Genomic DNA, 16,678 nt, shown 5'->3' on the forward strand with positions numbered 1-16,678 from the left:
GGCGGGCCTCGTCCGGTCGCCTCGGGGCCGGCCGCGGAGGGATGACGCGCGGCAGGTCGGGCTCAGGACCGCCACCGGGGACGGTTCCCGGATCATCGCACCCACCGCCCGACCCCGGCACTCACCGTCCGCCTGTCGGGCAGTACCGCCCGGTAGCCACCGCAGCACCCCTCCCCTCCGGCCGCCGGCCGGGCGGTGTCCACGGTGCGGAGCGGTCTTGTCCGGCCCGGGCCGGGTGGCTAGCTTGGGGCCCGCACACGGAGCGTGGGCAGGCACGCGAGGCAGGGAGCAGCACGGATGACCACGGGGTGGGCCGGGCGTACGGCCGTCGAGATCGCCGCAGCGGTGCGCGGGGGAGAGGTGAGCCCGCGTCAGGTGGTGACGGACCACCTGGACCGGATCGCCGCCGTGGACGGCCGGATCGGCGCCTTCCGCACGGTGCTCGGCGAGCGCGCCCTCCGGGAGGCCGAGGCCCTCGCCATCCGCGCGGACCTGGCCGAGCTGCCGCTCGCGGGCGTGCCGGTGGCGGTGAAGGACAACCTGGCGGTGGCGGGCGAGTCCAGCCGGAACGGTTCGGCCGCCACCCCCGACACGCCCGCCGCCACCGACCACGAGACGGTCCGGCGGCTGCGCGCGGCCGGCGCCGTGGTGATCGGTCTGACCAACGTGCCCGAGCTGTGCGTGTTCGGCACCACCGACGGAGTGCTCGGCACCACCCGCAGCCCCTGGGACCTCTCGCGCAGCGCCGGCGGTTCCTCCGGCGGCAGCGCCGCCGCCGTGGCCGCCGGGATGGTGCCGATCGCCCTCGGCAACGACGGCATGGGTTCGATCCGGATCCCGTCCGCCAACTGCGGGGTGCTCGGCCTCAAGCCGGGCCGGGAGGTGATCCCCGCCGGGCTGGGCGTGGACGGCTGGTTCGGCCTGGCGGAGAACGGCCCGATCGCGAGCAGCGCGGCCGACGCCCGGCTGATGTTCGAGGTGCTCGCCGACCGCCCCGTCACCACCGGCGCCGACCCGGGCGACTCGCAGGATCCGGCGGATCCGCTGCGGATCGCGCTCTCGATCCGCTGCCCCACCCCGGGCATCCCGGTGGCCCCCGCCTACGCCTTCGCCGTCGGCGACACCGGCCGGGTGCTCGCCGCCGCCGGCCACCGGGTGGCGCACGCCGAGGCTCCGTACCCGGCTTGGCTCGGCGCGGCCTCGGTGGCCCGTTGGCTGGCCGGCACCGCCGCCGACGCCGCCCAGCTCGACCCGGCCCGGCTGACGCCGCGCACCCGCCGCCACGCCGCGATCGGCCGGGCGGTGGCCCGGGCCGGGCTGGTCCGCCCCGGCCAGCGGGACGCCTGGCGCGCCCGGCTGGAGCGGTTCTTCGCCGACCACGACGTCCTGGTCACCCCGGCCCTGGCCCGCACCCCACCGCTCGCCGAGCCCTGGCACACCCGCAGTTGGGCCGCGAACGTGCTGAGCAACACCCGCTACGCCCCCTTCAGCCACCCGTGGAACCTCGCCGGCTGGCCCGCCCTCACCCTCCCCGGCGGCGACCACCCCACCACCACCGCCCGCATCCCGCTGGCCGTCCAACTCGTCGCCCCACCAGGCTCCGAGGACCGCCTGCTGCGCCTCGCCGCCGACCTCGAGAGCCGCCGCCCCTGGCCGCGCACCGCCCCCGACCAGCCCGCCTGAGGCCCCGTCCCCGCCGCTCCTGTCCGATCCGGCTGGCAGGCTGTCGCGTCATGGACAGGGTGACGAGCAGGGTGGCTGATCGCGTGGCGGACACCGAGGCGTTCTGGGAGCTGATCGAGGCCGCCCGGGCCGAGACGGCCGAGACGGGTGACACGGGTGACGGCGAGGCGGTGGCGGCCTGGGCGAGCGAGCTGCTGGCCGCCCGGCCGGTCGGCGAGATCCTCGCGGCCTCGCAGGCGTTGTGGGGCCTGCTGGCCGAGTCCTACCGGAGCCCGCTCTGGGCGGCCGCCTACCTGATCAACGGCGGCTGCTCGGACGACGGCTTCGACTACTTCCGCGGCTGGCTGATCACCCAGGGCCGTGCGGTCTTCCAACGCGCCGTCAGCTCCCCGGACACCCTCGCCGACCTACCGGTGGTCCGTGCCGTGGCCGAGGAGCGGGAGGAGCTCGCATGCGAATCCACCCTGGCGATCGCCTGGAACGCCCATCGCGCGGCCACCGGCGAGGAGCTGCCCGCAGGTTCGTTCACCGTCCGGTACCCGGCGCTGGACCCGGACTGGGGCTTCGACTACGACGACGGGGAGGAGATGGCGCGCCGGCTGCCCCGGTTGAGCGCGCTGTACGCTGCCTGACGCCCCGTCGGTGCGGGTCCGTTCGGCCGGCCGGGTGAACCGGTGGGTATATCGCTCGACAGGGTGTTTGCCCGCGGCCAGACTTTTCGCCATGGACGATGCGATCGGGCACCCCACCGCCGAGTGAGCGGGCAGGACGCGGCAAGTCGGTACGAGCGGGCGCTTGGTCTGCTCGCCGCCTGCGGCGAGGGCCTGCCGCCCCGGCGCGGCTTCGAGCCGGCGGCTGAGCCCACCGAGCCTGCCGAGCGCGGCGCCGCGCGGCGCGGTCCGGCAGCGGTGGCCGCCGTCCGGGCGGCGCTGAGCCCGCTCCCGGCGGAGGAGCTCGAGTTGGCGCGGCGCCTCGCCCGGCACGGGGTCGCCACCGCGCACCCGGTGGAAATCCGAAAGGCCGTCGACAGCCTTGCCGCAGACGGCGAGCTGCCGGACACGGCCCACCACCTCGCCCGCCGCCTGCTCCGCCACGGCAGGACACGGGCGGAGGTCGACATCGGCCTCGCGCTGCTCCTGCACGGCCGCGCCGATCGCGGATCCGCGGTCGGGGAGGTGGGGGTCTTGTCCGTGCTCGGACTCTGTCGGGAGTTCACCCCTCAGAAAGTGTTGGGTAAGCGGGTGACTACTCGTTCTTGAGGTCATCGGCGAGGCGGCGGGCTGCTTCGGTCTCGATGGGGCCGCGTGGTTCGACCTCCTCGCCGGCGAGGCGGGCGGCCATCAGGCGGATCATGGCGACCTTGATCATCGCTTCGGCGTGCGCGGTCTTGCGCTCGTAGTCCCGTGCCAACCGTCTGCACCGCCCCAGCCAGGAGAATGTCCGCTCGACCACCCACCTGCGGGGCAGCACCTGGAAGCCTTTCACATCCGCGTTGCGCGGCACCGCCACCACCGTCAGGTTCTCGTGCGCGGCAGCCCAGCCGACCAGACCGGCATCGATCGCGTTGACGTAGCCGCCGTCGACCCAGACCAGCCCGACCCGCGGGAACAGACCACGGATGCCGGCCAGGACCAGCTTCGCGCCCGCCCGCTCCTGGACGGACGCGGAGTGCACGACCGCCTTCAGGACCAGTCCACAGCTGTCCACCAGCAGGTGCCGCTTGCGGCCCCGGACACGCTTGCCCGCGTCGTAGCCGATCGCCTCGCCGCCCTGGTGACTGCGTACGGACTGGGAGTCCAGCACCGCCGCCGACGGCTGCGGATCCCGACCGTCCGCGACCCTCACCCGGTCACGCAACACGTCGTGGACCCGGTCCCACGTCCCGTCGGCGCTCCACGTACGAAACCATCGGTAGGCCGCGTCCCACGGCGCCAGGTCGTGCGGCACCAGCCGCCAGGCACAACCACTGACCAGGACGTACAGAACCGTGTCGACGACCAGGCGGCGAGGGAACTTCAGCGGCCGGCCGCCCCTGCGCGGATCCCGCCCCGGCAGCAGCGGCTCGATCACCGCCCACTGAGCATCCGTCAACGACGAGTCGTACGAAGGCTTGCACGAACAGACACACATACCGGTGATCCTCGCGGGCTCCTCGACCACGAAGATCACCGGCCGCACATCACACCAAGCAGTCGATCAATTACCCAACACTTTCTCAGGCGGTGGCGGTGCTCGACCGGTCGGACCGGCGGGCCGCCGCCGTGCTCTGGCTCACGGTGACGGTCCGTCGGCCCCACCGAGAACCGCTGGTGGCCGCGCTCCGGGCCGGGGACGGACCGGCCGTGCGGGCGGCGCTGCTGGCGCCCGGGTCGGTGCCGTTGGTCGGCAGCGCGGTGGAGGCCCGGCGGATCGTGGAGGCGACGCGGTTGGCGGAGTTGCTGGCGGATCGGCCCACCGATCCGGCGCTGGCCGCCGTCGCGCTGCGGCTGCTGGTTCGGATGGGGCGGGCGGGGGAGGACGGGTCGGTGCTGCGGGCCCTGCCGGAGGCGGCGGGTCTGTACGAGACGGTCATCGGGCGGGCGGGGTCGTTGCCGCCGGACGTGGCCCAGGCCGCCGCACTGCTCTCGCTCGCGCAGGACCTGAGCAGCGGGACGGGCGCCCTGCTGCCGTGGCCGCCGGGGCGTAGGGAGGGGCTGCTGCGGAGCCTGGGTGAGGCGGTGCAGCGTTGCGGTGCGGCGGAGCCGACGACGGAGTCGCGCCGCCGGGCCGAGTGGATCCGGCGGACCGGGCGGCGTCCGTTCGAGCTGGTGGGGGAGGCCGGTCGGAGCGGGTTGCGGGTCGAGGTGGTGGTGGCCGATCCGGCGTTGGGCGGGGAGGTCGAGGCGCGCCTGCTGGTGGACGGCCGTCCGGTGGTGCCCGAGCACTTCGGCGCCGGCCCGGCGCTCACGCCCGAACGCTTGCTGGACAGCGCTGCGCTGCGGGCCACGGAGGAGCCCCGGGAGGTGGTGCTCGCCGAGGCCTCCTGTGCGCCCGGGTGCTGCGGCGAGCTGCTGGTGACCATCCGGCGCGAGGGCGCGGAGGTGGTGTGGGAGCACCTGCACCGCACGATGGGCCGGCCCCGCCCCGGCGGCCCCGCCGAGTACCGCTTCTCGGCTGCCGCGTACGAGGCCGAACTGGCCCGGGCCGAGCGGGACCGGGCCTGGTCCTGGCCGGCCCGCACGGTGGCACGGCTGATCGCCGAGGGCCTGCGGGAGCGCCCCGAGCTGCTCGCCCATTGGGAGCTCGAACTCTGCTGGGCCACCACCAGCCACTCGGACCCGGACACCGCCGTGCTGATGCTCGGAAACGTCGGCAGTCGAGCCGGAGCGGACTACCCGAACCGGTACGAGTGGACCGTCCCGGACGACGGCACCCCTGCGGAGGCCCAGGCGGCCGCCGCCCTGCGCCGGCTCGGGGAGGCGGATCCGCGATGGTGAGTGGGCTGGCAGACTGGTGCCGTGTTCACTGAGACCAGGGTGCGGGTGGCGAGCGAGCCGCCGGTGGAGCTCTTCGTGGCCCGGAGCAGGAACAGCCGTCGTGAGCCTCTTCTGGTGATCCACGGTGGTCCGGACTGGGACCACACCTACTTGCGCACGCCGCTGAGCCGACTCGCCGACCGACGGATGGTCATCCTCCCGGATCTACGGGGGTGCGGCCGGTCCACGCGTGGTCTGACGGACGAGCACTACACGCCGAAGGCTGCCACCGAGGACCTCGCTGCCCTCCTCGACGCGCTGGAGGTGGAGCAAGCCGACGTGCTCGGCTTCTCGTACGGGGGCTACCTCGCGCAGCGACTGGCCCTGTCCGCGCCCGAACGGGTCCGCCGACTGATCATCGCGTCCAGCAGTGTCCTGCCCGTGCCCGAGGACGCCTTCGACCACTGGCCGGAACGGACCGAACGCCTGAAGGCGGAAGCCGCGGTCTGGTCGGACCCGAGCCTCTCGGGGATGGAGCTCACACGGGCTGCGGCGTTCGCGAGCGCGTCGGCGAACGTCTGGCGAGCCGAGGTGCTCCCCGAGTACCTCGAGGTCTTGCACGAGGTGCGCTTCTCCGGCGACTGGCTGCGCGGTTGGCAGGCCGGGACCCTGCCCAGCGCCCGGCTTCCCGACGCGCCGCGCGAGCTCGCCGCGCTTGGCATCCCGTTGCTTCTGCTGCACGGCCGTCAGGACATGACCTTCCCGGTCGAGCTGGTAGCCGCGGCGTTGGAGCGGATACCGACGGCACGGGGTGTCGTCCTGGAGGAGGCCGGCCACATGGCACACATCGACCAGCCCGCTGCCTGGCTCGATGCCCTCGAGTCGTTCCTCTCGGTGGATGCGGGCTGACCGGATGAGCTGGACTTCGGCGCGTCCGCGACCTCAGAGCACGGCCGCCCAGAAGGCCGCCTCGTAGTGCTGCATCAGCACGGCGGCGTGGTGGGCGTCGGCGGCGGAGTCGCCTGCGTCGAGGGCGGCCTGGAGGAGGGTGAGGGCGGTGGATTCGAAGTCGGGCGGGAGTTCGGCGAAGTAGTGGAAGAAGGCCGTGGCTTCGGGGGAGAGGCCGTACCGGCCGGGGAGGGCGGCGGCGAGGCGGGCGCAGTAGCCGCCCCAGAAGCCGAAGTTGGCGAGCAGGGCGAGGACGGTCTCGGCGAGGGTGCCGGACTGGGCCAGCCAGGCGAGGTAGTGGGGGTACTGCTGCGCGGCGGGCCGCGGCCGGTAGGCGGCCAGGTCGGCGGGGGAGAGGCCCACGGCTGCGGCGAAGGGCGTGAGCAGGTCGAGGGCCCGGCCTTCCCCCGCCGCGAGCCCGAGGAAGAACGCCCCGGCGGCCCCCGGCTCGGCCGCACGCACTCCCGTGACGGTCCCCAGCACGGCCGGAAGCCCCGCCGGGGCTTCGGCGAAGCGGGCGGCCAAGAAGGCGAAGCTGCGGCGGTCGCTGCGGATGATCCGGTACTCCTCGGCGGCCACCCGGGCGAGGGCGGGGACCGGGGCGGTGCCCGCCTCGACCAGCTCGACCAGGGGGTTGGTGGCGGCGGCCGGCGCGAGGTCGGTGACGGTCCGTCGGTAAAGCTCCTGTGCGCGGTCCATGTGCGGCACCTCCCGGGCTCCCGTCCACGGTAGGGGCGTCAGGGTGCGCCGGGCCCGGTGCCACGCCGGGGCTGAAGGGGCCGACGGGAGGAGCGGGTTGACGGGGAGTCGGCCGGGTCGACGCAGGTCAAGGTGATGCATGTGCATGCCATTGATTTGGTGAAACGTTGACCAAAACGCGGGAGAGAGATGGCAAAAGCCGACTGTACGGTCTGCGCATGCCTCCTCAGCTGCGCAGGCCCGCTGGCCTCCCGGTGCTCCCGTACCGCAAGCCGACGCTCGGCCGGGACTACTGGGTCTTCGACGACGTGCTCCCCAACGTGGACGAGGTGCGGGCCCGCTGCCTCGCCAAGGACGACTGGACCGAGGGGTACCCGTACAAGCCGGAGAGCTGGCCGGGGCTGCGGACCATGCCCGGGCTGGAGGCGCCCGAACTCGCCCGGGTCGAGGGCCTGGTGCGGAAGGCGACCGGCGCGCAGAAGCTCTGGGTGCAGGAGGCGCCCGGCGGGGGCGGCATCCTCAACCACAACTGCATCCAGGTGGTGGGCGAGAACGAGTGCGAGCCGCGCCCGCACACCGACTCGCGCGCGCTCTGCCGCTACGCCGCCGTGCTCTACCTGACGCCCGGCGCGCCCAAGGGCACCGGCACCAGCTTCTACCGCCAGTCGATGCCCGGCGGGATGCTCGGCGGCAACATCGTGCAGGCCCCGCACACCAATCTGGTCGAGGCGCTCGGCACCCGGTTCGTGCCGCAGGACTCCTTCACCGAGGACCTGCCGGTGGCCAACAAGTACAACCGCCTGCTGCTCTACAGCGCCAACCTGATCCACACCGCGACCGCCTACTGCGGCTCCACCCTGGAGGACAAGCGGATGACGGCCGTCTTCTTCTGGATGGCCTGACCTTTGGATGGCCTGACCTTCTTCCGGGCACCCGGACGGTTCGGCGGCGCCGAGGGCAAAGCGGACATATCGGTACGATGGCGGGCGTGTTCGCCTACCTCGCCTCGGCCGTGTTCTTCCTCCTCTTCCTCGTCGGCGTCCTGCGGGACAGACGCCGGTTCAGCAACGCCGTGCTGCTCGGGCTGACCGTCGCGCTGCTGACGATCGGTCTGCTCACCGAGCTGGACCGGGTGCCGGGGCCCTGGCTGGAGCTGGCGGTGATCCTGGTGCTGCTGGTGCCGGCGGTCGGGGTGCTGGTGCTGGCCGGGTTGCTGGTGGCCAACGGGATCGAGATGGTGCGCAGGGAGGGGCGCAGCCTGGCCAACCTGCTGTCGCTGCTCGCCGGGCTCGGCATCCTCGGGGTGGTGGGGCTGATGGTGGCGGCCGTGGCGGTGGCCTCCCGCCCGCTGGAGCTGCTGGCCGGGACGATCCTGCTGGTGGTCGGCTACCTCGCCTTCCTCTTCCTCTGCTTCGTCGGCTACGCCTTCCTGTACGGGCGGCTGCGGGTGGCCACCGACGTGGACTTCGTCGTGGTGCTCGGCGCCGGGCTGCTCGGCGGGCGCCGGGTCTCCAAGCTGCTCGCGGCCCGGCTGGACCGGGGGCGGGCGGTGCTGGAGGAGCAGCTGGCCCGGGGCGGGGCGCCGGTGCTGCTGGCCTCCGGCGGACAGGGGCCGGACGAGGAGCTGCCCGAGGCGGAGGCGATGGCCGGGTACCTGATCGACCGGGGGTTCCCGCCCGCGCTGGTGGCCCGGGAGAGCCGGTCGCGGACCACCGAGGAGAACCTGCGGTACAGCCGGGAGATCATGGAGCGGGCCAAGCCGGACTACCGCTGCGTGATCGTCACCAACAACTTCCACGCCTTCCGGGCCGCCCTGACGGCCCGCCGGCTGGGCCTGGACGGCCAGGTGATCGGTGCCCCGACCGCCGCGTACTTCTGGCCCAGCGCCACCATCCGCGAGTTCGTCGCCGTGCTGATGGAGCACAAGGTGGTCAACCTGGGGATCTGCGTGCTGCTGGCGCTGTTCGCGCTGAGCACCGCCCCCTCCTGAGCACCGCCCCCTCCTGAACAGTCCCTGAGCAGCGGGCGTCACGGTCTGCAGTCCGTCAGGTCGTCGGTGGTGCCCGCCGGGCGGCCGCAGACCCGGGTCACCTCGATCGGCTTGCCGGCGCTCTGGCGGGCCCGGAGCAGGGTGATGCCGTGGCCCGGCTGGTCGGCCAGCGGCGGGTAGCGGGTGAAGTCGACGGTGCCGGTGGCCGCGTTGGCGAGGCTGACCGCCCGCAGGCCCGCCATCACCGCCGCGATGCCGCCGAGCTGGGAGGCCCCGGCCCGGCCCGCCCCCACGTGCAGGGCCAGCGCCGCGTCGTGGCCGAGCGAGATCGCGCCGTCCGAGAAGAGGTCGTCCTGGTACGGGTCCGGGCCGGCGACCTGGAGGCCGAGGTCGGCGGCGGCCGTGCCGGCCAGGCCGGAGGGGCCGGCGGTGGCGGCCGGGTCGGTCAGCGCGACGTAGTAGACCGTGGTGCCGGGTGCCAGGTAGGCGTCCGCGCGGTGGAACCGGGCCTTGGTCAGGTCGTCCCCGGTGAGCACGGTGTGCACGCCCGCGCAGGCCGGGTCGTTGGCGAGCTGGTGCATCAGCTGGTCGAGGTCGTCGGAGCGGCCGGCCAGGTAGAGCACCGAGGCGGGCCGGGCGGGCGGGGTCGGCCGGCAGGCCGCGCGCAGGGCGTCGCCGAAGACCGGGTCCCCGTTGGCGGTCAGGTCGTAGACCAGCGGCTGGTCGGCGACGAGCGTCAGCTTGCCGTCCACGAGCAACTGCCGGCCGTACTTGGCCTGCTCCTGGCTGTACTGGTCGTCGTCCCGGCCCGACGGACGGGTGAGCACCGCCGCCGAGGTGCCGGGCCCGGTGAGGCCGAGACCGGTCAGCACCTCGGCCAGGGCGTGGGCCTCCTCCTCGTCGGTGGCGGAGAGGCCGAAGTAGTTGAGGTGCCGGCGGGCCAGGTCGGTGGCGGAGTTGCTGGTGTCCACCACGGCGAGGCCCGCCTGCTGGAGCAGGGCCACGGCCTCTTCGCTGTGCGTGGTGTCCCGGCCGAGGCCGACCACCCCGGCGATCGAACGGTCGTGGGCGGCCAGCGCCACGATCCGCCGCACCATGTCGATCTGGTGCCGCATGTCCTGCCCGGCGTTGGCCACCAGCACCCGCAGCTTCAGCGGGTCGCTCACATTGGTGCTCAGCTGGGCCAGGTACACCCCGGCCAGCTCCTTGAGGCTGTTGAGCGCGCGCGTCTCCTGGCCGTCCGAGGCGGTGAGCGAACCGGCGTACACCACCGTCACGTACCGCACGTCCGGCAGCGCCAGCACCCGGTCGTTCTCCTGCCGGATCGCGCTCTCCAGCTCGGCGAGGCCGGTCTGCGCCCCCGGCGCCTTGGGGTCGCCCTGCCCCGGCAGCGCGCCGCTCAGGCGCACCCCGCTCGGCCGGGCGAAGCCCACCCCGCCGGTGGCCACCCCGATGCACTCGGGCCGGCCGGCGGGGTCGGGGCGCCAGACGGTGTCGTGGTTGGAGCCGAGCAGCCGCCCCGCGCAGTACTCCCCGGCCAGCTGCTGGTTGCGCAGCAGCCCGCCGCAGGCGGCCAGCACCAGCACGGCCAGCACCGCCCAGCGCGACCAGAGTACCCAGGCCGTCCGGCGCACCGGCACCGGCGCGAGCGAGGTGGTGGCCTCGGCGCCCAGCTCGGCCCGGGAGAGCCGCACCGGCAGCGTCCAGGCCAGCGCGCGGCCCCCGCTCGGGGCCTGACGGACCCGCAGGTTGCTCACCCAGTTCTCGTACGGGCCGCCGCGCCGCCCGTCCTCCGCCGGCCCCGGGCCGCCCGCCTCCAGCCAGAGCGCCACGTCCGCGTGCCCGATGCCCGCCACCACCAGCAGCGGGTCCTGCTCGCTGCGGCGGCTGCGCACGTCGCTGATCGCGCCCAGCACCCGCAGCCCGCCGTTGGCCGCCCCGGCCCGGGGCAGGAAGACCACCGGCGGCACCCGGCGCTTGCGCCCGCGCAGATCCGGCGCCCAGGCCCGGTGCGCCACCCGCAGGTCCTCCAGCAGCGCCAGGGTGCGCAGCTGGAGGTGGAACTGCTGCGCCCGGTCCCGCTCCTCGGCCGGGGTGGTGTCCAGCTGCGCCTTGATGATCTCCCCGGCCACCTCGCGGGCCCGGGCCTGGGTCACGTCCCAGGACATCCGGGGCCGCCAGAGCGACCAGGCCGCCGCCTGCCGCCCGGAGGCGGCCAGGAAGGTGGTGGTGGCGAACCAGCGGCTGGCCTGGCCGAGCCAGGAGAGCGGCGCGGTGTTGCGGCGCACCCAGCCGGTCAGCAGCAGCACCAGGAAGGAGCCGAGCACCACACTGAGCACCACCTCCCAGTGCGCCTGGGTGAGCAGGGTGGTCAGCCCGGCCAGCACGAAGGCGCCGATCAGGGTGGTGGAGTTGAAGAGGGGCGAGAGTGCCTGCTGGAGCCCGGGCGTGCGGCGGGCCGGCCGCCAGTGCAGCTCGCGCAGCCGCACCAGCACCGCCTCCACCCGGTCCTCCGGCGGCAGCCCGGCCGGTTCGGCGGCGAGCACGTGGTGGGCGGCCGCCTCGATCGCGGCGACCAGCCGTGAGCGCGGGGTCGGGTATCCCCGGTACCAGGCAGGGCCCCGGCGGGCCCAGGGCCCGCGGGCGATCGCCTCCAGGGCCGCGATCGCGTTGCGGTGCGGATCGCCGTCCTCGGGCGGGACCACCAGCCGGTAGGGCAGGCCGCCGCTCTCCTGCGCCTCCTGAACGGCCGTCACCACCGCCGCGACCTCGGCGTCCAGCGCCGGGTCGGCCTCGGCCGCGTGCAGCACCACCACCGGCATCGGCAGCCGGGCCCGGGAGAACTGGTCGATCAGCCCCCGGAAGAGCGTGTCCACCTCGTACCGCGCGGTCGTGCGCACCCCGCCGACCGCCTCGCCACTCCGTGCCGAACCGAGCGCCACCGCCACCCCCGCAGGTCCGCCGCGCCGCTGCCGCGGCACCCGCGAGTGTAGAACGCCGCACCCGTTCCGCGACACGGATCCGCAGGAGTCGGGGCCGCGCTCCGCGACACGGATCGGCACAGGTCGAGGCTCCCTTGATCACGATGGTCCGGTCTGCTTTGCTGGCCCGGTTCGACGAGGGGGAGTGACAGGATCATGCGGATAGCCGACGGGCCGTCAGGCCGGGGCGGGGTCGATGCCGCCGGGACCGGCGGGTTCCTCGACCGGGGGGCCGGGACCGGGCGGGCCGAGACCGCGCTCGCGCTGGCCTTCCGCCGGATCGCGATCGCGTTGGTGCTGCTCGCGCTCGGGCTCACCCTCTCGCTCTTCCACCACCCCCGGCCGGTCTACGCGCCGCCCGTGGTGCTCGCCCTCGCGGCGGTGGCCGGCCTCGGCTGGAGCATCGCCGTACGCACCCCGGCCGCGGGCCCGGCCGCCCGCCCGAAGGATGGCCGCCTGAAGGGTGGCCGCCCGGCGGATGGCCACCCGGCGGAAGTGCCGGCCGGCCACCCGCAGCCGCCGGCCCGGCTGCCGCTGCCCCGCTCCGGGGTCGGCTGGCGGCACCGCACCTACCTCGCCACCCTGCTGCTGCTCGCCATCGCGGTGCTCGCCACGCTGCCCAGCAATGCCGAGGACGGCCGCTACCGCGCCTTCCAACGGGCCGGCGCCGCCGTCACCCAGGGCAGGATCGCCCAGCGCCCCGAGCACCAGAAGACGGTGGACCACAGCGGCGGCAAGGGCCAGCAGCGCTACCAGCACTCCACCGCCGACCTGGTGGTCGCGCTGCCCGGCCGGGACGGCCGCAGCGAACTGGTCAAGGTGCGCGGGGCCTCCGCCGACACCATCTTCAGCAGGGGCGGCACCGTCACCGTGCTGTACGCGCCCGGGGCGCCCTGGCTGGGCGGGGTGGTAGACGACTCGGAGGACCTCTCGGCCTACCTGCCGGGCCTGTTCCGGCCCCCGGCCGCGCCGGTGGCCGCGCTGCTCGGGGTGTACGGCTTCGTGATGTTCGGCTGGATCTTCACCGTGCTCAACCACCGGGGGCGGGCCAAGGCCAAGGTGGTCCGGGCCGACAGCGCCGCCGGGGCCGTCCCGGCCGTACGGGCCGAGGTGGTGGCCGCCGTCCGCGAGGACACCACCGGGCCCGGCAACCGCCCGGGCACCGCCGCCGTCAGCTCCCGCCACTGGCTCGAGCTGCGCAGCGGCGCCACCACCGTGCAGCTGGCCCTGGCCGACCCGCACTCCGGCCCCTTCCTCGCCGAGCGCCTGGCCGGCCGCCCCGGCTGGCTGGTCTCCGCCCGCCGCTGGCGGCTGATCAAGGACGAGCAGCCGCTGGCCTTCGTCACCGACGACGGCGAGGTGGTCTGGGGCGCCATCCGCGGCTACGACGCCGGCTTCGACCGCCTGTTCGGCGTGAACCGCGACGGCGGCCGCCGGTCGGAGGAGCGCGAGCCGCAGCCCACCGACGCCACCCGGCCGACCCGGCTGGCCCCCCGGGTCGTCCACCCCGGCTGGGCCACCGACGGCCTGACCGCCCTGCTGCTCGCCCTCACCCTGGTCGCCACCGCCCCCACCCTGCTCACCGCCTCCCGCCCCTTCGACCACCCGTTCAGCTACGGCGCCCCGCTGCTGGTCGCCGCGCTGGCCGGCCACGCCCTCGCCTGGCAGTACCGCACCCGCCGCCTGCGGTGGACGGTCCGCACCGCCGAGGCGTACTGACCGGCGGTCAGCGGTGCAGCAGCCGCCGGACGGCGGTCACCGGGTCGAACGGCCCGCCCACCCCGGCCGTGGACCGCCCGCGCACCAGCGGGTAGCAGGCCAGCCCGAGCAGCACGGCGGTGAGGTGCCCGACATCGGTGAAGGTGCGCCCGGTCACCACCGCCGAGCCGTAGAACAGCAGCACACCGGCAAGGTACAGGTACCGCCAGGGCGTCACGATCAGGTACACCAGCACCGCCTCGACCCCGGCCAGCGCGTAGCTCACCCCGTAGTCCAGGGTGTACCGGGCCGATTCGGGCGCGTGCCCGTGGTTGATCGCCCAGAGCAGCACGCCCTCGCTGATGAAGGTCGCGCCCACGTGCGCGATCAGCAGCACCAGCAGCCACCGGCCCGTCCCGAGCCAGCGCTCGGCGGGCACGTGGAAGAGGTTGTACAGCAGGAAGTAGAAGAACCACCCGCCGCCCGCGATCCAGAGCGCACTCGTGATCAGCACCCGGACCGGGTCCCGGCTGAGGTACTCGATGTTGGTGGACCGCTTCTCCAGCATCCAGTCGCTGAGCTCCGGCGAGACGTGCCGCGTCACCTGCGTGGTGAAGAACAGGATCGCCAGCCAGACGAAGGTCCCCGGCGCCCGCCGCACGTACCGCCAGGCCCAGGCCGCCGCCCGCCGCACCCGCAGCCCGACCGAGGGCTTCGCCACCGCCCCGGGCCCGGTCACGCCGACGCCCCTTCCGCTTCCTCCGCCGCGTGCGGGGGCGCCGCCGCCTTCACGCCGGGGCGCCGGCCGCGCAGCAGCTCGCCGGTCACGAAGGCCGTCACGGCGGCCACGATCAGCAGCGGCGTCGAATCGGCCGCCTCGCCGCCGAGCAGCGCCGCGGCGAGCACCGTACTGGTGACGGGCAGTCCGGTGATGGCGGCGCCGGCGGCGGCCAGCCCGGCGGCCAGGCCCGGCTGGATGCCGAAGCCCGGCAGGCCGCCGCAGGCCACGCCGATGGCGGCGCCGATCAGCACGGCCGGGAAGATCGGGCCACCGCGCAGGCTGCCGAGGGCCACCGACCAGCCGAGGCCCTTGAAGGCCACCAGCGCGACCAGCGCGCCCACCGACCAGGCGTGCGGATTCGCCGCGAGCGCGCCCAGGGTGGCCTGCCCGGAGAGCGCCGCCTCCTCCGGCGAGCGCCCGGTGACCAGCGCGTACGCCGCGATGCAGGCGCCGACGGCCACCGCGCAGAGCACGATCCGCGGGCCCGTGGCCCGGGCACCGGTGAAGGCCGCCACCCGGTGCCCCACCCGCTGGCCGGTCACCACCACCACGGCGACCAGCACGGCCACCGGCACGCCCCAGAGGAAGTCCCCCGGATCCGGCACCCCGCTCGGCGGCTGGGCCGGCAGGGCCAGCGCCCCGACCGACAGGCCGGTCCAGTGCCCGAACCCGGTGAAGACCAGGGCCCCGACGCCGCTGGCCAGCAGACAGGGCAGCAGCAGGACGGCCAGCTGCGGGCCGCCCAGGCCCGCCGCCTCGATCACCATCACCGCCGCCACGATCGGACTGCCGAAGATGGTGGAGATCGCGGCGGTGGACCCGGCCATCCCGAGGATCACGCCCAGCTTCGGCTGCGCGGCCCGCTTGGCCGACCGCACGGCCAGCAGCGCCAACCCGCTGCCGATCGCCATCAGCGGGGCCTCCGGACCGAGCACCGTCCCCAGTGGCAGACAGGCGAGCGCCGCCAGCACCACTCCCGGCACCTCCAGCGGCTGGGTCGGCGGCCCGCCCAGCCCCAGCACGGGGGTGTGCCCGCCGTGCCCGGGCAACCGGGTGACCACCGGAGCCAGCAGCAGCCCGGCCAGCAGCAGCGCGGGCAGCGGCCACCACCAGGGCGCCCGGTCGAAGCCGGCCGCATCCGGGAGCGACTCCCAGACCCAGTGCTGGAGTTCGTGCTCCAGCCCGACGAACCCGAAGGCCGCCAAGGACACCGGCGCCCCCACCAGCACCGACACCCCGAGCATGCCCAGGTACCCACGGCTGGTCAGCACCCGCCGCAGCTGCCCCGCCTGATCGTCCGCGCCCGCCTGCGGCTGCTGCGCACCCACACCTCGCCCCTCACCCGGCCACCGACCCCTGCCGGGTCTCCCGGCCCGAGTCTTCACCGCCCACGCCCACCCCGCACGGCGGCGCACACCCCGCATCACCCGGCCGGGCGAGTCGGGAGCCGCTGCCGGAGAGCGGGGGTCAGGAGGCGGTCGGCACGCCGAAGTCGGCGCCGGAGATCTCGGACAGCTCGGCCACGATCGCGTTCGGCGGACCACCGAGCGCCGCCAACTCGGCTCGGAGCTCGGCGGCGAGTACCCAGGCCTGCTCGTGGTGCAGGGGTGGCACCCCCTCCGGCCGACCGGATTCGTGCACGCCCAGCGCCGGGTGCCGGCGGCCGAGGAAGGGCCGCACGCTGGTGCGACCGTGCCTCATACGGCATGATCATCCGGTGATAGGTCCATCTGAGCGGCTCGGCCGCACCCCCTACGTCCTGTTCGACGTGGACGGCACGCTGATCGACGCGGTGAGCAACCAGCGTCGGGTCTGGGCGGCCTGGGCCCAGCGGTACGGGTTGGACGGGGCGGCGGTGTACGAGGTGGCGCTGCGGACGCGGCCCGCCGAGACCTTCGCCGAGGTGGCCCCCGGGCGGGATCCGCAGGAGTGCCTGGCCCTGCTGCACGAGCTCGAGGACGAGGACGTGCGGACCGGGGTCTACTCGGCCTTCGCCGGCGCGGCCGAGTTGCTGCGCGCGCTGCCGCAGGACACCTGGGCCCTGGTGACCTCGAACTACGAGCACCGCGTGCGCGGGCGGTTCGAGCGGACCGGCCTGCCGGTGCCGGGCCTGATCGTGGACGCCGCGGCCGTGGTGGAGGGCAAGCCCTCGCCCGTGCCGTACCTGCGGGCGGCCGAGTTGCTCGGTGCGGAGCCGGCCGACTGCCTGGTGATCGAGGACGCCCCGTCCGGGGTGCGGGCGGGGGCCCGGGCCGGGATGACGGTGTGGAACGTGAACACCGAGGCCCCCGTCGAGGGCTCGCACCGTCACTTCACCACCCTGGCCGCAGCCGCCCCGCACATCCTCGCCTTCGCCTCCGGACGAGCCTGAGACGGGCGAAGGACCTGAAGCAGGGGAAGGGGCTGAAGCAGAGGAAGGGGTCGAAGGGCGACCGGGCCCCGG

General features: G+C 74.8%; 15 protein-coding genes. 9 read left to right on the top strand and 6 right to left on the bottom strand.

Features of this window, described 5'->3' with window-relative positions; all coding sequences use genetic code 11:
• Nucleotides 1-297: 297 nt before the first annotated feature.
• The 3 genes from CFP65_RS38285 (at nt 298) to CFP65_RS38295 (ending at nt 2,942) form a co-directional block, all read left to right on the top strand.
• Complete coding sequence (locus CFP65_RS38285; RefSeq protein WP_104820482.1) at nt 298-1,683, top strand: amidase; 1,386 nt, start codon at nt 298-300, stop codon at nt 1,681-1,683.
• 71 nt (nt 1,684-1,754) lie between these two features.
• A complete protein-coding gene (locus CFP65_RS38290; protein WP_254552790.1) occupies nt 1,755-2,315 on the top strand; it encodes a DUF4240 domain-containing protein in 561 nt (186 codons plus the stop codon).
• 123 nt (nt 2,316-2,438) lie between these two features.
• On the top strand, nt 2,439-2,942 hold the full coding sequence (locus CFP65_RS38295; RefSeq protein ID WP_104820484.1) for a hypothetical protein: 504 nt from the start codon (nt 2,439-2,441) through the stop codon (nt 2,940-2,942).
• On the opposite strand, the gene CFP65_RS38300 is transcribed toward CFP65_RS38295, so the two are convergent.
• The gene (locus CFP65_RS38300; protein ID WP_104821423.1) at nt 2,929-3,813 is read right to left on the bottom strand and encodes an IS5 family transposase; all 885 of its coding nucleotides are present in this window, start codon (nt 3,811-3,813) and stop codon (nt 2,929-2,931) included. The two genes, CFP65_RS38295 and CFP65_RS38300, sit on opposite strands and share 14 nt — an antisense overlap.
• A gap of 92 nt (nt 3,814-3,905) precedes the next feature.
• Between CFP65_RS38300 and CFP65_RS38305 the strand changes: the two genes are divergently transcribed.
• Nucleotides 3,906-5,159, top strand: a complete 1,254-nt coding sequence (locus CFP65_RS38305; protein ID WP_104820485.1) for a hypothetical protein — start codon at nt 3,906-3,908, stop codon at nt 5,157-5,159.
• Between the two features lie 21 nt (nt 5,160-5,180).
• Nucleotides 5,181-6,047 (top strand): alpha/beta fold hydrolase, encoded by an 867-nt coding sequence (locus CFP65_RS38310; RefSeq protein WP_104821424.1) that lies wholly within the window; start codon nt 5,181-5,183, stop codon nt 6,045-6,047.
• Nucleotides 6,048-6,080: 33 nt separating this feature from the next.
• Here CFP65_RS38310 and CFP65_RS38315 read toward each other — a convergent pair whose 3' ends face one another.
• Complete coding sequence (locus CFP65_RS38315; protein WP_158702587.1) at nt 6,081-6,785, bottom strand: transcriptional regulator; 705 nt, start codon at nt 6,783-6,785, stop codon at nt 6,081-6,083.
• Nucleotides 6,786-7,003: 218 nt separating this feature from the next.
• Here CFP65_RS38315 and CFP65_RS38320 point away from each other — a divergent pair, with 218 nt between their 5' ends.
• Together CFP65_RS38320 and CFP65_RS38325 are read left to right on the top strand one after the other, a co-directional pair.
• On the top strand, nt 7,004-7,687 hold the full coding sequence (locus CFP65_RS38320) for a DUF6445 family protein (RefSeq protein ID WP_104820487.1): 684 nt from the start codon (nt 7,004-7,006) through the stop codon (nt 7,685-7,687).
• 86 nt (nt 7,688-7,773) lie between these two features.
• Entirely contained in the window at nt 7,774-8,775 is a 1,002-nt protein-coding gene (locus CFP65_RS38325) for a YdcF family protein (RefSeq protein ID WP_104821425.1), read from the top strand.
• Nucleotides 8,776-8,813: 38 nt separating this feature from the next.
• On the opposite strand, the gene CFP65_RS38330 is transcribed toward CFP65_RS38325, so the two are convergent.
• Nucleotides 8,814-11,675, bottom strand: a complete 2,862-nt coding sequence (locus tag CFP65_RS38330; RefSeq protein ID WP_158702588.1) for a hypothetical protein — start codon at nt 11,673-11,675, stop codon at nt 8,814-8,816.
• Between the two features lie 237 nt (nt 11,676-11,912).
• On the opposite strand from CFP65_RS38330, the gene CFP65_RS38335 reads away from it, so the two are divergent.
• Nucleotides 11,913-13,475, top strand: coding sequence for a hypothetical protein (locus CFP65_RS38335; RefSeq protein WP_104820489.1), 1,563 nt, complete (start codon nt 11,913-11,915; stop codon nt 13,473-13,475).
• A gap of 7 nt (nt 13,476-13,482) precedes the next feature.
• Here the strand turns inward: CFP65_RS38335 and CFP65_RS38340 are convergent, their stop codons facing one another.
• The 3 genes from CFP65_RS38340 to CFP65_RS38350 are packed head-to-tail and all read right to left on the bottom strand — an operon-like array spanning nt 13,483 to nt 15,936.
• On the bottom strand, nt 13,483-14,193 hold the full coding sequence (locus CFP65_RS38340) for a rhomboid-like protein (RefSeq protein ID WP_371682507.1): 711 nt from the start codon (nt 14,191-14,193) through the stop codon (nt 13,483-13,485).
• Nucleotides 14,190-15,659 carry a chloride channel protein gene (locus CFP65_RS38345; protein WP_371682508.1) on the bottom strand — a complete coding sequence of 490 codons (1,470 nt, stop codon included), beginning with the start codon at nt 15,657-15,659 and terminating at the stop codon, nt 14,190-14,192. The genes CFP65_RS38340 and CFP65_RS38345 overlap by 4 nt, the downstream gene beginning before the upstream one ends.
• Nucleotides 15,660-15,702: 43 nt before the next feature.
• On the bottom strand, nt 15,703-15,936 hold the full coding sequence (locus tag CFP65_RS38350) for a hypothetical protein (RefSeq protein ID WP_104820491.1): 234 nt from the start codon (nt 15,934-15,936) through the stop codon (nt 15,703-15,705).
• 16 nt (nt 15,937-15,952) lie between these two features.
• Here CFP65_RS38350 and CFP65_RS38355 point away from each other — a divergent pair, with 16 nt between their 5' ends.
• Nucleotides 15,953-16,606, top strand: coding sequence for an HAD family phosphatase (locus tag CFP65_RS38355; RefSeq protein WP_104820492.1), 654 nt, complete (start codon nt 15,953-15,955; stop codon nt 16,604-16,606).
• The last annotated feature ends 72 nt before the right edge of the window (nt 16,607-16,678 follow it).

It is taken from the genome of Kitasatospora sp. MMS16-BH015 (assembly GCF_002943525.1).
In the GTDB taxonomy this organism is placed as follows: Bacteria; Actinomycetota; Actinomycetes; order Streptomycetales; family Streptomycetaceae; genus Kitasatospora.